At 39.0% G+C, this 17,438-nt stretch carries 12 protein-coding genes; 1 reads left to right on the forward strand and 11 read right to left on the reverse strand.

What is annotated here, in order from left to right; translation table 11 throughout:
- The first annotated feature begins 641 nt into the window (after positions 1–641).
- The gene (locus QUB80_RS22395; protein ID WP_289791722.1) at positions 642–2,831 is read left to right on the forward strand and encodes an SBBP repeat-containing protein; all 2,190 of its coding nucleotides are present in this window, start codon (positions 642–644) and stop codon (positions 2,829–2,831) included.
- Positions 2,832–3,022: 191 nt separating this feature from the next.
- On the opposite strand, the gene QUB80_RS22400 is transcribed toward QUB80_RS22395, so the two are convergent.
- The 11 genes from QUB80_RS22400 to QUB80_RS22450 form a co-directional block, all read right to left on the reverse strand.
- Positions 3,023–4,615 (reverse strand): hypothetical protein, encoded by a 1,593-nt coding sequence (locus QUB80_RS22400; protein WP_289791723.1) that lies wholly within the window; start codon positions 4,613–4,615, stop codon positions 3,023–3,025.
- 200 nt (positions 4,616–4,815) lie between these two features.
- Entirely contained in the window at positions 4,816–5,523 is a 708-nt protein-coding gene (locus QUB80_RS22405; protein WP_289791724.1) for a class I SAM-dependent methyltransferase, read from the reverse strand.
- Positions 5,520–6,650, reverse strand: a complete 1,131-nt coding sequence (locus tag QUB80_RS22410; protein ID WP_289791725.1) for a glycosyltransferase — start codon at positions 6,648–6,650, stop codon at positions 5,520–5,522. The genes QUB80_RS22405 and QUB80_RS22410 overlap by 4 nt, the downstream gene beginning before the upstream one ends.
- A gap of 110 nt (positions 6,651–6,760) precedes the next feature.
- Positions 6,761–7,759, reverse strand: coding sequence for a beta-ketoacyl-ACP synthase 3 (locus QUB80_RS22415; protein WP_289791726.1), 999 nt, complete (start codon positions 7,757–7,759; stop codon positions 6,761–6,763).
- Between the two features lie 303 nt (positions 7,760–8,062).
- Complete coding sequence (locus tag QUB80_RS22420; protein WP_289791727.1) at positions 8,063–8,479, reverse strand: GtrA family protein; 417 nt, start codon at positions 8,477–8,479, stop codon at positions 8,063–8,065.
- 174 nt (positions 8,480–8,653) lie between these two features.
- On the reverse strand, positions 8,654–10,201 hold the full coding sequence (locus tag QUB80_RS22425; protein WP_289791728.1) for an MFS transporter: 1,548 nt from the start codon (positions 10,199–10,201) through the stop codon (positions 8,654–8,656).
- 74 nt (positions 10,202–10,275) lie between these two features.
- Complete coding sequence (locus QUB80_RS22430; protein ID WP_289791729.1) at positions 10,276–11,538, reverse strand: glycosyltransferase family 2 protein; 1,263 nt, start codon at positions 11,536–11,538, stop codon at positions 10,276–10,278.
- A 14-nt stretch (positions 11,539–11,552) separates the two neighbouring features.
- Positions 11,553–12,551, reverse strand: coding sequence for an NAD-dependent epimerase/dehydratase family protein (locus QUB80_RS22435; RefSeq protein ID WP_289791730.1), 999 nt, complete (start codon positions 12,549–12,551; stop codon positions 11,553–11,555).
- A 28-nt stretch (positions 12,552–12,579) separates the two neighbouring features.
- Positions 12,580–14,448, reverse strand: a complete 1,869-nt coding sequence (locus QUB80_RS22440; protein WP_289791731.1) for a TubC N-terminal docking domain-related protein — start codon at positions 14,446–14,448, stop codon at positions 12,580–12,582.
- A 66-nt stretch (positions 14,449–14,514) separates the two neighbouring features.
- On the reverse strand, positions 14,515–14,823 hold the full coding sequence (locus tag QUB80_RS22445; protein ID WP_289791732.1) for an acyl carrier protein: 309 nt from the start codon (positions 14,821–14,823) through the stop codon (positions 14,515–14,517).
- Between the two features lie 5 nt (positions 14,824–14,828).
- Positions 14,829–17,432 (reverse strand): type I polyketide synthase, encoded by a 2,604-nt coding sequence (locus QUB80_RS22450; RefSeq protein WP_289791733.1) that lies wholly within the window; start codon positions 17,430–17,432, stop codon positions 14,829–14,831.
- Positions 17,433–17,438: the final 6 nt, after the last annotated feature.

Raw genomic sequence — 17,438 nt, forward strand, 5'->3', positions numbered from 1 at the left:
ATTACCTATTCTCTAAAATCCGGCAACACATTCAAACCTCGAAATCCACACCATATCTGAATTTCTTAATTGCGAATTACGAATTGATAATCATTTACTATGGTTTGAGGTATATTGACGCCAAAGGTAGCTTTGGTATTAGGTTTCACTTTTTTCAATCCAATTTACGCATCTATTGCATTATTTTCTTGAATTGGTATTCGTCAAGCTGATTGAATATGCATTCTTGGTTTTGTCAGTCAAAGTAATTTGCCTGCAATTCCTGTTAAATCGTTTTGTCTAAGAGGAAGTCATAGTCTTCAAGCAATCAGATTGTTGAAACGAAAGGACTCAAAAACAATGAATAAATTTGAACTCACTGTCTCATCATTTCTACTTGGCATCAATTTCGGCGAAGGCTCTTCTGACTCTAAATCAGCTAGTGCCATTGCCATAGACAAAAACGATAACTTTTACCTAACACAATTAGAGGAAATATGCCTTCAACTAACCACTCAGCATTTTCCGATGCTTCATTAATTGAGCATGACAGTAATGGCAATCTCTTGTCGGGTAAGCGCAAGCTCTTCTGACTCTAAATTAGCTAGTGCCATTGCCATAGACAACAACGTTAACTTTTACCTAACACAATTAGAGGAAATATGACAACTACCATCACATTAGGGACACCAGGCAGCGACCTACAATTAGGATTTCCTGCAAATATAGAATTGATTTTTGCCCGCGCTGGAAACGATCTGATTTACGGTTACGATCCTGTTAGTAGCAAAACTCAAACTCCAAATATTGATATATTGGCTGGTGACATATTTGACAGTTCGCCAGGAGAGTTCACACTTCTCAATCAGAATATATTATCCATTTTCCGAGGAAATATACCAGCATCAGCGTCGATATGGAAAGACACATTTGTTCTTGGAGATAACAATCAGGCTTACTATACCGATCAGGGTTTCTTGGGTATATTAAAGTTTGCCATCATTTTAGATTTCGATCCCAATCAAGATACCATACGACTGAACGGTAAACCGGAAGACTACAGATTAGTAGAAAATTTCTTAGGTTTTCCAGGAGAGGCTATATTTCGGGTAAAAGATGGATCTCGTGACCTCATTGCTTATGTGAATAAGCGTCCCAGTGAAAATTTAAATCTAACTGACACATATTTTCAGTATGTGAATGACACCCAAGAGAACCAGCCAGCGCAAAACGAAATTAAGCAATTCGGAACTGAGGGTATCGACTTCAGTACTGGTGTTGCTACAGATCCTTCGGGCAATTTCTATTTAACAGGATTTACAACTGGGGATTTGCAAGGAAGCAATCAAGGGCTTTTTGATGCCTGGATAGCAAAATATGATAGTGATGGCTATGAGTTGTGGGGTAAGCAGATTGGCACTTCTGCTAACGATAGAGCCTTTGCCATTGTCACAGATAATGATGGTAACTTCTACGTAACGGGAGCTACACAAGGAGATCTATTTTCCACTAACCAGTCAGAAGGTAATGATGCTTGGGTTGCTAAGTATAATACTAATGGCGACCTATTGTGGAGCAGGCAGTTTGCAGTTACAGGTGCTATTACTACTGAATCTAACAGCATTAATCTTAATATAGATGAAGGAGGCAACGTCTACTTATCAGGAACAGCAACTAAGCCTAATCAAAGACCAGACATTTTCCCTTTAGCCAATCAAGTTGATTCTTGGGTAAGTAAATTTGACTCTAATGGCAACCAGCAGTGGTTGACAGAATATGGGAACTTCGCTTTTGACGAAGCTTTTGATCTTGCCATCGATAATAATGGCAATACCTATACTACAGGATGGACTCAGGGATTATTAGAACCGGCAGATCCATCTCGAACTTTTTTGAATTACGATGCCTTCTTAGTAAAGACGGATACTAATAGTGATATACAGTGGATTAGACAATTTGGAAGTAACAACGATGGTCTTGAATTTCCATGGGGTGTTGAAACTGACAGCAAAAATAATGTCTATGTTACAGGATGGACTACAGGCTCTTTTGAGACAGGCGCTCCAAATACTAATCAACCGACAATTGGCAGTCAATCTTACGATATGTGGCTTGCAAAATATCTTCCGGATGGAACTCAGCAATGGGTTCAACAGTTTGGCACCCAAGGTGATGATGGCACCTACCTATCAGGCATGGAGATTGATGCAAACGATAATATCTTCTTGATAGGATACACTAATGCTCAGTTAGGAGAAGGTAGTCAAGATGAAGCTTATAACGCGTGGGTAGCAAAGTTCGACACTAATGGCAACGAGAAGTGGATTCGACAATTCGGAAGCCCAGAAAGATTGGATAACCCTACAGATATTATCGTTGGTAATGATGGTCATCTTTACGTGACTGGAATTACTGATGGCTCTTTAGGAAGTGAAAATGCCGGAGCTGTAGATGTCTGGGTGGCTAAATTAAATGCAAATATGGGAGATCTGCAAGAATTTAATTACGATTCAAAGGATAACGTCAGAATAGCCCATGCAAACGTCACTCCAACACTAGATGTAAGTGATGATATTATTACCACCGCTAATGTTGCTCCAACACTAGATGTAAGTGATGATATTATTACCACCGCTAATGTTGCTCCAACACTAGATGTAAGTGATGATATTATTACCACTGCTAATATCATTCCAACACTGAATGTAAGTCTAGTTGAGGGTATCAGTACAAGTAGTGATTTCTCAGATTATGGACAATTAGTTTCTACCCTTACTGGTATCCTCGAATCTTATGCCCAAAACTCTTTTTCTACAGCCCTAAGTGAGGAAACTCATAACTGTACTGTATAGCAATCCTAAATGGTTCGTGAAAATGAATCATATATAAACATTTTCTGAACATCCTGTGTGTCGTCATAGTTAAGCGCGGCAAAAATATACATCTTTTGCCGCTTTTTTAGTGTAGCTAATTCAATTGTTTTAGTCAATTTTTTCCCAAATTTCAGGCTTTTATAGCTGAAATAATAAGTGCCAATTTTCTGCTACTGCTCTGTATCTAACTCAATTAATTTTATCCCTCCTTGATTGTAAATTTCCTTGCCACAATTATTCACTTTATTGTTATTTTGATGAGCTAAAAGGTATCGAATTTTATAATGCTTAGTAATCTCGGAAGGACAGCCTTCTTTAAACAAATTATTCTTTAAGTTTAATAATTTATACCATCTCATGATTTCACTATTAGTACTTGGCATAAATTTATCTAAAACTAATGTTGGCCTGTTATATTTTCTTTCAAATGATAAAATTTTTATATTCCAGATTAGATCGGGATCTTTTTCTAAATTAGGATCGATGAGAAAAATATCAGTTGGATGGCTCTTTTTAATTATTTGCTCCAAATCAAAGTTATTTTTATGCTGAGATATCTTAAAAGAATTTAATGACTGAGCTTGTTTACTCAAGAACTTATAAGCAGTATGACCAGATAAAGATGGAATCGTTAAACAACTAATTAAAACCAAAGTGACGAAACTGAACTGTAGAGATATTTTTGATGATATGCTAAATTTACTAAATTTTTTTGATATTATATTTTGGAGAAATAATGCATATAAGCATAAGGTTAAAAATAAAGTGATACTTGCAGGTCTAAAGATGTAAAATTTTCCTAAAACTCCTTGCTTATCAAAGTAAGAAATAAATAAACTCAAAAACAAATAAATATTTAAAGTTAAAACAAGTTTAGAAAATTCTTTTTCAATTCTATTCTGGGAATACCGATATATAATAGCTGAAATAATGGTTAGACCTAACAATAAAATCACACCCTGATACCAGAACTCCATAAATACAGCTTTACTTGCAAAAGGAGCAACATGGTGAGGTGCTCGAAAGTGTGAATAAATCCAACTTACAGGTGGAGTTGAATTTATACTATCTTGAGTTTGTAGCTGACCAACTACAATTATAAAAAAGAGTGGTATACAAGGAATTAAGTACTTGAGAGAATTCATGAAAGTTTGCTTGAGATTCTTTGTCCAGTAAAGCTGAACTAACCATGTAATAAAAAACCAAAATCCTCCTACTAAAAAATGAAAGTATGTTGCAAGTGCAAGTAACAAGTAAGAACTACCAAATCTTTTTTTCAGCGAAGTAGAAAAACTAAAGAATACAAAGGGATAGGCTAGAGTTTTTGGTTCAAAACCTCTAAATAACCACTCCATACCTAATATGCTTTCACCGAGCCAAAAAAATATCAAAATAATTGTGCAGAAAGCTGTAGTTGATATTTTTAGATTTTTAAATAAAGAAACAAGTGATGCAGAGTAAAGTAAAGCAACAATGATACGTCCGAGTGCTTGTGTCCACTCAAATCCTATATTTTTAATACTAAAACCAGTTAAATACTCAAAGATAAAACGATGATTAGCCGTATCTCTTAAAGCACTGATTCTAGCTAAAGCTTCAGGACTGGACTTTCTCCATGCATATCCTAAATATTGTTCTTCATTACCATTCCAGATACCTGGTGTCATCATGAGCATAATCAGGGTAAATATTAGGAAAAAATTGAATATATAATTTTGCTTTTTCCATAAAATATCTTTGATGTTTAGCCATTTAGTGTGCATAAACTATCCTCTAATATAATTTGAGCCTTTTATACTTTAAACTCAAGATACTTAGTTAATGAATAAGTATCTATTTAAATCACAAGGGTAAAGGTTAGAAAGGTCAATCTTTTTGACAGTTTAGCTAGCACGCTCAGGAAATATAATTACACCTAATAATAATGTAAGTTGGCTACCGAAAATTATTTTGAGAAATTTTACTAACATCTTTTTCTCCCAACTAAAAGAATTGACTTACCAAATCTATACCCTAGAAGAGAATCAAGTCTTCTAGATATGGCAACCATAAATTTATCCCACAGTTTGACTTGCTTTGAAGTTGGCTTACTTTGCCTGAGGATTAGTTTATTCCCCAGACTAGCCAGCAAACCAACGCAATCTAAATAGGCAAAGTTTATGACTTCTATATCATTTGGCAGAATTGCCTTCAGTGTTTGCTTGTTGTAGCGACGGTAATGACCGATCGCTGCATCAAACGGTGTAAATAACCATTGATGAGCCGGACTTAAAATAATTAAATTTCCACCAGCCTTGAGATGTTTAGATGCTTTGATTAATTCTTCCTTATCATCATTGATGTGCTCTAAAACATCAATATATAAAATTGAATCAAATAATTGCTTACCATTTAACAATTCAATGGTTCCATTCTGGGCATAGTAGTTGGTCATATTAAATAGAGCAATAGAGTATTCTAGAGCATGAAAAAGCTTCTTGTCCGGTTCTAAGCATAACCAAGTAGTATATTGATAACTACAGAACAAACGTGTGTTGTTTCCTATCCCTGCTCCAACTTCTAACACATCACCTTTTATATATTTTCTCAATAGAGATTTTATGTATCCTTTCCAATTTTTTGCTTTAGAGAACAACTCTAATTCTGTCCCTACATACATGAATGTGCTCATAATTTTAAATTAAAGAAATTATCAACATAATCTTTATAGTCACGCCCTGGGATAATGTTGGAGTTATTACGATCGGACAAGATAATCATACTGAAAACAGCCCCAATTAAAATAAGCTGTAATAGAGATATCAAAACTAAACCGGATACATAAGTAGCCCAACCAGGTATCGCCAAATTGGTAAAGATTTTAATCAGTAAAACAATGCATAATATAAACAATAAAGTAACGAATAAAATAGCAGTGACTAATAGAATTCTTGTCGCAACAATGTCTCCATACACTGCAATAGAACTTAAGCCATGCGTGATGAGTGACACTAAGTTCATCTTAGGTTGTCCAGCTAATCGTCTTGTCCGGGGTACATTTACTTCTAGATATGGAATTCGAGACCGATAAATACCTGATGAGTAATGATTCCAAATTTCTGAAATGACTATAGCATTTCTCAACAAAGAAGCAGGTAATAAGCTGAAATTACCAACGCAAATTTCTCTCCCTGTTAGAAGCCGATAAAGCTGTTTGTAAATACAATACAAAAATTTAAAAGTATTGCTCTCAGAGCGTTTAGTGCGTTTAGCAAAAATAATTTTATCTCTACCTGTCTTGTCAAAGGCATTTAAAAGACGTTCTATTTCAAAAGGATTATCTTCTCCATCACCATCCATTACAACAACACAGTTACAGTTTAAGTGATGATATACATAAGATAAACCAACTGCTATAGCTCGCTGATGACCTAAATTACGACGAAGTCGAAGGATATTGATTGCTCTAATTTGGCGATGCTCTTGGTGAAGAAGTGAATGTGGAACTGGCTTAGTTGAATAATCATCAACAATAAGAACTTCTATATTGATTTCTTGTATAAACACAATCTCATCAATAAGTAACAGTAGCTTTTCTAAAGCCTCCCAATCATTCAATACAGGAATAACAATCACTAAATTTATTTTATTTAAAGGATATGTATCTAAAAATTGATTGTGGATTGGTAGTTTATCTAACTGTAGATCAAGTTGATATATACACTCTTCCATTTCCTCAATTAGCAGTTTGACGTTAGTTGGTGTTTTTCTCCAATCTTCAAGAGAGATTTGATAATGGAAAGCTTGCTGCTTATTCATTTTCTTTTCCTCAGATTTTTACGCAGAGCAAGTTCATCATTAGAGTAATCCAACAATCAAATTGCATTACAAGCACAATCACTTTTTGCGATAGTTCTATCTTTGGTAGATTAAACCCATTTAAAAATTGCAGCACCCCAAGTAAGTCCGGCTCCAAATCCAGCTATGGCTAGAGTATTATGAGGTTGAATTTGACCACAACGAATGGCTTCATCTAGAGCTAGGGGAATTGATGCTCCAGAGGTGTTGCCGTAATTTGCAACATTGCTAATGATTTTGCGAGCAGGGATATCTAAACGTGCAGCTACGGCTTCCAAAATCCGCTGATTCGCTTGATGCATTAGCAACCAGTCCACCTCAGCAGCTGTAATATCTGCTTGGAAAAGAGCTTTTTCAATCACTTCAGGAACTTTTTGGATAGCAAAGCGATAGATTTCTTTTCCATTCATCTTCAAGGGTTGATATTTACCTTGATCGATAAAGACACCATCAACAAGAGTGCGAGCTTGACCCTGATATCTCAAATTTAGATGGTGATTTTGAGTACCATCTGTATGCAGTTGAAATCCTAGCAAGTAGTCTTGTTCGTTAGCTTGTAAGACGACTGCTCCTGCTCCATCACCGAACAGAACACAAGTACTGCGATCTGACCAATCCACCCAGCGTGAGAGAACATCAGCCCCAATTACAAGTACATTACGATAAGCACCAGTGCGAATAAATTGAGCCGCTGTTATCAAACTATATACAAAACCGCTACAAGCAGCTGTTAAATCAAAAGCTACAGCTTGTCTTGCTCCCAATTGTGCTTGAATTAGACTGGCATTACCAAACAAATCATCTGGGGTAGACGTAGCCAAAATGATTAAATCTAGCTGCTGTGGAGTTAAACCTGCCATCATCATCGCTTTTTGAGCGGCACTAGTAGCTATGTTGGTGAGCGAATCCTTATGGGGAAGCAGGTGGCGACGGTAAATTCCTGTACGAGATGCGATCCACTCATCAGAGGTGACCACAATTTTACTAAGCTGATGGTTATCTAGATAAGTGGAAGGAACCGCAGAACCAGTCCCTGTCAAACGAATACCTGACATAAATTGTGACTTCATTCGATTCCATCTGCCTCTGCCATCAGTATTAGATAGCAACACAATTAGCAACTAACCATCAGCAATTAACAGCAATCCTCATATTTTTTGAAATTCAAAGTAACATTCTGACCTCTCGCTTTTGTGAGTTTGCAGACACGATTTATTACAGCGAATTTCAGAAGCAAAATAGCCTTTATAACTGGCTTTGAGAACTAGATTCATACCTCATCAACTTGGAATCCACTTTATCTAATTACTGAGTTGAATGAATGTTTTTGTTTTGCTCTATATTGTTACGCTGAATTTTAATGGAGGGCTATTTTACTTCAATTTGAAAACCCATCTGTCAGTCATATTATAAGTCATAGTTGAACCTAATGCAATACCTATTAAAGTATTAATTGAATAATGAACTTTTAGCCAATCAAGTAGAGGAAAAATCATGAATGTTCGACTAAAAATAGCTGCACTAACTGACATATGATAGCGAGCAAGTTGCCAAAAAATGGCTTCTTTTATTGTTGAACGTCCTATTCTCCAAACCCAGTGTTTATAAATAAAAAAACTAAATAGCAAAGAAATTTCTATTGCAATAATATTAGCAATATTCCGCATCATAGGTGTCTTAGCATTTAGTAGCTCAATGATGATAGCAAGAACTAAAATATTAAATACAGTTGATAAAACACCGCAAACTAGGTATCTGAATACCTTATGCTTGAAAATTTTTTGAAACACTAGCGTTAAACCGAGAAAAGACAACTTTGAACGTTTTCGATTACGAGCAGAGCTTCTGTACACTTCAGCCCTCCATCTTACGTAGAAGGTTATCCAGGAGGGACTGAGATTGAAAGACCATCGAAGCCCACTCCGAAATTAGCAAACAACAATATTTAATTTTCAGATTGACTCCTACTTTGTCCTACTGTTGATAGAAATAAGAGAATTCTTGCTAATTTGGTTAAAATTTGATCGAACAAATACTAGAATCAGTAATGCTCCAGCTAGCAGGGCAAAGCTAGCAACTAGTACAACTGTATGTAAACCTGAGACAAATGCATTACCTATCGCTTGATGCAAGACATACCCAGAAGGGAGATCGCTGGAAACTTTAGCTCCACCATGCAAAGCATTGGTGATGATTTGTTCATGGAGATGAGAAGGTATACCCCAAGCAGAGAGCGATCGCGCCAGATCTGAGGCAAACAGTTGTGTAAAAATCGTTCCCTGTAAGGCAATTCCCAAAACACTGCCAAAACGATTACTAATGCCTAGAACTGCTGAGGCAATTCCCGCTTTCTTAGTAGGTGCAGAACTGATACCTGCGGCTGTTAAGGGCGCTAGGGTCAAACCACAGCCAAAGCCTGAAAAAACAAGGCTCCACAGGAGTACCCTAAACTCCGTATCAACACTGGTTTGTATTAATAACAACGTCGCTATACTCGCTATGATTAGTCCCGTTGCGATCGTATAGCGCCATCCTAGCCGAACAGCGAACCATCCGGAAACGAGCGATGCAACAATAAAAGCGATATTCATCGGCAGGAAACGCAGTCCTGTCGCTACTGCTGAGTAACCCTGCACTTGCTGCAAAAACAGGCTGAAAATAAAAAGCAAGCTGACAACAGTAAAAAAAACTAAAACCCTGACAACATTGACTACAGCAAAAGTTGGATTTTTAAACAATTGTGGTGGCAGCATAGGGTGGCTGCTGTGGGATTCAACAACCAAAAAAGCCAAAAGACTGAATATGGCAACTGCTAGCAAAAAGACAACCAGGGGCGATCGCCAAATCCCAAACTTGGCTTCGGTGACTGCATAAGTAAGCGAAGCCAGCAAGATAATACTGAGTACCACACCTGGGACATCAAGACGCTGCTGATTTGGATTTTTACTTTCCTTAACAACACGAGAGATCGCCCAAAAAGCGATCGCGCCAAGTGGTATGTTCAAAAAGAACACACTTTGCCACCCCAAATTATCTACAAGCAGACCGCCCAACAACGGGCCAGCAACAAGAGCAATCCCTGATACCCCAGACCAGATACCAATTGCTTTTGTTTTCTCCTTCGGCTCTGGGAAGGTATCAGTAAGGATGGACAGAGAACCCGGAACCAAGGCAGCAGAACCGATTCCCTGAAGAATTCGTCCCGCAATCAACACACCCAAACTTGGAGCCAGACCGCAGATCGTAGAGGCAACCGTGAAAATAACCAGTCCCACAAGAAAGACTCGCTTGCGCCCGTAAATATCTCCTAATGTTCCACTCGGCAGCACTAAACTAGTTCCGGACAGAGTATAGGCATTGATAACCCACTGCAATCCCGATATCCCAGAACCCAGACTACTCTGGATTTTAGGAAGCGCCAAATTTACGACAGTTTCATCTAGGGAGGATAAGAAAAGAGCGAAACACATGACCGCCAGCGTGGCAGCTTTCACATGAGATTGGTTCTTCATTGCAGTTTTTGTTAAAAACACTCTCAGCGCTTTAGAGATATCCAACATGACACTAGAGTCATTGGATTTTTTAATTAGCCAATTGAAGTTTTGCTATCAAAAGATGAGAGTGAGACTTGAGAAGGATGGTGTTCAATTAATTGAATGTTGTAAGGATCTTTGATTTGATAAATTACACCCCGCCACTCAACTTTTCGTTTCAACATTGTTGATAGACCAGCCAGCGTAACAACCAATTGCATCAGCGGAATAGCCAGTAAAATTTTCGCTATGACTGGAAATGAAAAGTTCTGCGTCTTTTGACCGTTTGCCCGAATCACCCGCCGCACAGCTTGTTCTGCAAGTATAAGCAGTACAGCCATTGCAAGAATGTAGCCGACGATTCCGCTTCCAACCCAAGCTGCGGCAGTAAAATTGCTGCGAGCCACAGCAATTAGCAGCAGTGCTATTCCGACTGCGAGAGTTGATGTGAATGTTAATACTTGAAAGAAAGCCAGACGCCAGGTGGGGTGATAGAGTCGCGATACGAGTAATTGGCGTTGAATGAAGCGCCAGCATTGGGCTAAATCGCACTCCTCGCGATTGCTCATCATAACTGTAGGCACGAATTTCACTTTTAAACCAATGTTCTGCAAAGCTCCCCATACCGGAGAATCAACAGAAATGCTATGCCTCCATATCTTCAAAAGTTGGGCTTGCTGCAACACCGAGAGCCTCATTGCCATAGAGCCTCCCCAAGGATATTTGTTGATATACATGGAGACAACTGCTCCCAAGTTAAATAAATGTCGAATCAGTGAACCCCACTGTCCGATTTGCGGCATATACCAACGGTTTCCGGTAGTGGCTCCGATCCGCTCATCCACCAGGGGCGCAACCAGTTCGCGCAGCCAGGTGGAATGGGGGACAACGTCGGCATCTATGAAAGCCGCTACCTGATAAGAATCGTCTAGTGCATTAATAGCTTGCACTAACGCACTGCCTTTGAGACTACAAGTTTTGTGCCGAGCAATTAAAGGGCTGACTTGAACGTGTGTTGCTCCCAGTTGCTGGATGATTTGAGTGACAATATTCCAAGCAGGATCTTTTTGACTATCAACAATGATGTGTAACTTGTAGTCCGGATAGTTCTGCTGGAGCAGGGCGCGCACGCAGTCCCCTAAAAATGGATCTGCACATCGTAGGGGAAGGATCACTACTGCCTTAGGCAACCACTCGTCCGGCATCGCCTTCGAGCTTGGCAAACGGAATGACGATACTAAAGGCAGTACGTAAGACGTTTGAAGAACTACAAAAATAGCCAAAACTCCAAAAATAGCGATCGCTAACTCGTTCATTGATTTACCTCAAACTAATTAACTTTGCTTGGATTTTTTGTTAGCCATTCCTGCGTGCGTCGCATTCCTTCTTCTAGATCTATTTTTGGTTCATAACCCAACTGCATTCGTGCTTTAGCGATGGAATAAGCATAGGGACGAGTCACCATATCTATCGATTCTGGTAAAAGCTTGGGTGTTTGACCAAGAACAGTTTGAACCCAGCAGTGCAGCCAAGCGATAAACTTCATTACACCTGCTGGCAGAGAAATGGGTGTAGGGGCATTTCCTATTTCGGCTAGGCGTGTAAAATACTCCTTCCAGGAAGTTTCTTGTCCATCAGTGATATTAAAGACTTCTCCATAGGCTTCTTTTTCTACAGCAAGAAATATGGCCTCGATCAAATTGTCTATATATACGTGGTTTATAACTCCTCGCCCGCCATTAACCAATGCAAACATTCTTTGCCGCATTAATTGCAGTGGTCGAACTATCCAAGCTAAACTTCCAGGCCCGTAAACATCTCCCGGTCTGATGATAATGATGCCAAAAGCTGGCGGAGCGTTTAGTTTTAAGAGTTCCTTTTCGCTTTCTATTTTTGTTTGGCAGTAAGGATTGTTTTCTCCATACAGCGGCCCGTCTTCGGTGACTCCATTGGGGAAGTTGAAGCCGTACACCATCACGCTTGAGAGATGAACAAAAGTTTTCACACCAGCATTTTTTGCGGCTGTCGCCATATTAACGCTGCCACCAACGTTGACTTCATGAAAATATTTCGGCGAGCCACCCTCTTTAACAATGGCAGCTGTATGCAGAACTATGTCTACTCCCTGGCATACTTTTTGGGCAGCAGCCGGATCGGTTACACTACCAATAATTACTTCTGCGCCTAATCTTTGTGCCTCTTTAGCCTTATCTTCTGAACGTTGTAGCCCTCGAACTTTTATTCCCTGAGCTAAGGCTATTTCAGCAGTACGCAAGCCTATAAATCCACCAATTCCAGTAATGAGAAGGGTTTTGTTTTTAAGATTCATAGCTCGATGGGATGGTAGAAATTAAAGTTTAGCTCGTAGTTACGCTCTCTTTAAGGGAAGTGAAATGCTTCCCACCCAGTTCAATTTGTCCTTTTTCAACTCCAGTTTTGATTCTGGCAATTAAGTACTCCCAATCAGAGGTGATAATATTTGTGCCATGATCTGGCTCAACCAGACTGGCTAGGACAATGTTACTGTCATATTTATTCACTAAATTGTGTATACCTAGAAAATTGAAAACCCCTGATTCATAGGTTCCACAAGGAACTGAGGGATTGTCCACTCCGGTGCAGTATTCACCCGGCTGAAACCATTCTGGTGAAGAATATCCGTGAAAATGCACCATAGGTGCGCCTTTTTCAATCAGCTTCGGTGCGTACAAAGCAGATGCAAGAGCGATCGCAACCATAACATACGTATCGTAAGAAGGTTTAATATCTATTTCTGCCGGGTCGATTCCTTCCGGTAATTTTAGATGTAATTTATTTTTTAAACCCATTCTGAGAATATCACGTTCTAGGTTTAAATCTGTTTTATTTGCACCTGAGCGCGAGCATACCAGCCAAATATCAGGAATTTGTTTATAGGCATATTTGTTTTTTATTTTTGTTTTTACGTATCGCCTGCCTATCTCATTTTGACGAACTTCATCGCTACTATATCCTTCTATAGAAGATAAACTTTCCCATTCGCTTTCTGATATTTCAACAGCACCAACGTATTGTGGAGGTTCTGCATAGGCGACAAAGCCATAGGAAACACCTGTTCTGCCATTGACTATGCAATCCACAATATCTCTGTGAGATTTCCTTTTGATAATTTCACTAAGCTTAAAACCAGAAGGAAATAGTCCTGTTGATGCCAATTCTTGACTTAATCGCACTAATTTATGAGCATAATTAGACTGGTTAGGATTATATTTACCTACCTCAAATTGATTTATAGGTAGAGGGGCAATTGGTACATAAATTTTAGGAATTAAAGATTGAAAAACAAATTTATCGACTTTGTCTCTAGAAAAAAGCGAATCTGAAAGATTCATATTTAAAATTGAAATATTTTCAGTCGAGACACCAATCACAATCTCAGAGAAATTTCGCACTAATATATTTACACCAATCGTGATTTTCTTTTGATATGGCAGTTGCAAGTCAACAAAATTCTTATCTAGCTCTGAAATTAAGATAATTTGTGTAGATGTCGGGTCTTCAAGACGTTGGAGTGCATGGTCTTCAGCCCAACTAATTAACCGAGCAATTTTTGCAACTGATAATTTTTGATTTTTAGAGATAAAACGAGAATAAAATTTATAAATATTTTCAGCTATCAAGCTTTTAAATTTATCAATTACATCTGAAGGTCTTTCAACGTCGATAACTGCATGAATTTCGGATTTAACTACTCTTATTTTGACATTTTTCTTCCATTTAACTATGGGAATAAGAATTTCGTAGGAGAACTCTCTAGTGGCTTCTTGCCAAGAGACGATGTGAACGCCATAGCTTTGGAGTTTTAATTGTAATTCTTCTCTGAATTCTAGGATAGTTTTGTTCTTAAATTTTTTAGGTAATGGTCTAAAAGTCACTTTCAGTTTTTTTGCCATCACATTGGGATCAACAATTGGTGACTTAAAATGCATAGTAACTCGCTCAGAAAAGCCACCCATTAAACGACCAATTGTTTGGAGGCTTAAACCCAAACCTTCATGAATAAAGTTGTCGCAGGCAGCATTATTTTTACGTAGAAAAGTAAGAATTTCTGTTTTGCGTGCAGCAATATCAGCCTGAAGTTGTGGTGTCAGAATTCCTTGAGGAGAATTAATCCTGAGTTTGTCGTTATCAGCCCACAACTGAACACCCTGTTGATTTAGATTTGTTAACAGTTCTTTGACGTTCATACAAGTTCAACAATTACAACTAAAGAAGTAGTTTGCAGTTCTGTCAATTGTAGAACTGCTGGGCAGTTAAATTTCAAACACTTCTAATTTTGCTATTTTTAATTCTTCAACTAAATACTCAGATAACGACTCAATATTGGGATAATTCCAGAGCAAAAGCGGAGATAGCTGCAATCCAAAGTATTGTTTTCCTAAATTAGCAATACTCACGATCTGCACTGAGTCTAAACCATAGCTATCAAAGGGTACTTTAATGTCAATTTCATCAGGCTCAATTCCCAACTGTTCGGCAATTTGACTTGCTAACCAGTCTTGCATATCTTCTGCTGTCATTTGTACAGGACTGGTTTGGTTTTCTAAAGTCTGCTCTATCATTGGCATCACCTTAATTTTTCAACGGATTTTCCATTAGCTTCGTTTACCAGACGTCGTTGCTGTTTATCTAATATTTCCAACAATTCTGGTAGTAATTTAATTTGAGCTTCAGAAAAATTGCCTTTCTCCCTTAAGAATTGAATTATTTGTTGATTTTCTCTTTGATGTAGAAGATGAAAAAATTGAGTTTGAGTTTTATGTTGTGTTGTGGTTACTTCTTGATGCATATCGTCATCTGATTTAAACCAATAGCGCTGGCGCTGGAAGGGGTAAGTTGGTATTTGCAGACGACGACGGGGATAATCTTGGTCAAAGCTAAACCAGTCTATGACTGCACCACGCACAAATAATTCTGCTAAACTGTGGAGCATTTGCTGCCAATCGTCTTGTCCTTGACACAAGCTAGACAGACATACTGCAATTTCTTGTGGTAAAGAAGTTGGTTTTGAGGCGATCGCTAATACTACTTGACAACCTGCTAACTTTTCTACAGCAGCCGTCAATTTCTCTGGTTGCTGTAAATGAGAACACCAGTATTGAGGCGTAGCAATTTCTTTGGTTGTCAGTTCGTCATTGAGACTGGAAATTAACGGAATTTGTGGTTGAGAGTAGATAACTTCCTTCGCAACTTCCGCAAAAGCCTCTACCATATTTTCAGAACCAGCTTCAATTAAACGAGTTCGTTCAACAACCAGCATCAAAGCATCTTCCAGGTTAAATACGCCAGCTAAAGTTGCAGCCACATATTCTCCCACACCATAACCAGTCATTACCTTGGGTTGAACTCCCCAGTCCTGCCAGAGTTTGGCTAAGGCATACTGAATAGCAAACAGGATGGGTTGAGCTAATTTTAAATGTGCAGCAACAACATTTGAATTCAGAATCTTAGTTAAGGATCTATTAAGGTAAATTTGGAGAATTTCTGTACAGCGATCAAAAGCTTTGCGAAAAGTGGGTTGAGTTTCGTAGAGTTGCCTTCCCATTCCAAAATCTTCTAACTCTTCGCCAGAGAAGAAGAACGCAACTTTTGGGCGCTTTCTGCTTTTTAATTTACCTTGAAAAATTCTGTTAGTTTTCCGACCGACAATGAAAGCATTTAACTGTTGGCGTAACTGTACGATAGATTCTGTCGCTATACACAAACGATGGTCAAAATGCGTCCGTCCTGTATTAGCGGTAAAGCAAACATCCGCCAGCGATGCTTCAGGATGAGATCCTAAAAAGGCTTCATAACCTTGTGCGAGTTCTCGTAAAGCCAAATCGCTTTTTGCTGATAAGGTGATTAAATGTTGGGGGCGTTCCACATATTTCTGTACTGGCGCTGATACAGGTGCTTCTTCTAAGATAACGTGAGCATTGGTGCCGCCAAAACCAAATGCACTTACCGCAGCTAAACGGCTCTGGTTGCCACGGGGCCATTTTTGTAACTCGCTGGGAATAGAAAATGCAGTGTTTGTCAGAGAAATATAAGGATTGAGCTGCTTGAGATGCAGATGAGGAGGAATTTCTTCGTGTTGCAGCGCCAAGACGACTTTGATTAAAGCGGAAATTCCCGCAGCTCCTTCTAAATGCCCAATATTTGTCTTGACTGAGCCAATCAAACAAGGTTGGTTTGATTCGCGTCCCTCCATCAGGACTGCTTTTAGGGCTTTAAACTCTATGGCATCTCCTATAGAAGTACCAACGGCATGAGCATCAACATAGTTAATCTCTGTTGGCTCAACTTTCGCATTTGCTAAGGCTTGGCGGATCACTGCTTGTTGAGCCAGCCCATTAGGTGCAGTCAGGCTATTACTCAATCCATCTTGGTTCACTGCCGAGCCTCTGATGAGAGCAAGAATATTATCTCCATCTCTGACCGCATCATATAGACGTTTGAGTACAACTACACCACAACCCTCGCCTCTGACATAACCATCAGCATCGGCATCAAAAGTTTTACAGCGACCACTAGCCGACAGCAAACGTGTTTGTGAGGAGGAGATAGTCGAATCTGGGGATAAAATTAAGTTTACTCCTCCTGCTAGACACAAATCTGATTCACCGTTTCGCAAACTTTGGCAAGCTAGGTGAACTGTTACTAAGGAAGAGGAGCAAGCAGTATCTACAGCCATACTAGGGCCGCGCAAATCCAGGAAATAGGATAAGCGATTGGCAATTATGCAGGGAGTTGTGCCTATACCGCTATACTGTCCGATCTGAGAGAAATTTTTGTAGATCAGTCTGTGATAATCAATGGTACACAAACCTATAAATACCCCTGTCTGGCTACCAGCCAAGCTAGTTGGCACTATAGCTGCGTTTTCTAAAGCTTCCCAAGCTACTTCTAAAAATATCCTCTGTTGGGGATCTGTATGCTCAACCTCGTCTGCAGACATTCCAAAAAAGTCAGCATCGAACCAATCTACCTGTTCTAGAAAACCACCCCAACGGGTGTTCATTTTACCTGGTACTTCTGGATTGGGATCGTAAAAGTCATCAATATCCCATCGTTCTTTTGGCACGGGAGCGATCCCATCTACACCATTACGCAATAACTGCCAAAAAGATTGGGGATTTTTCGCTTTGGGAAAACGGCAGCCAATGCCTACAATTGCTATAGGTTCCATCTGAAT

It is taken from the genome of Chlorogloeopsis sp. ULAP01 (assembly GCF_030381805.1).
GTDB lineage: Bacteria > Cyanobacteriota > Cyanobacteriia > Cyanobacteriales > Nostocaceae > Chlorogloeopsis.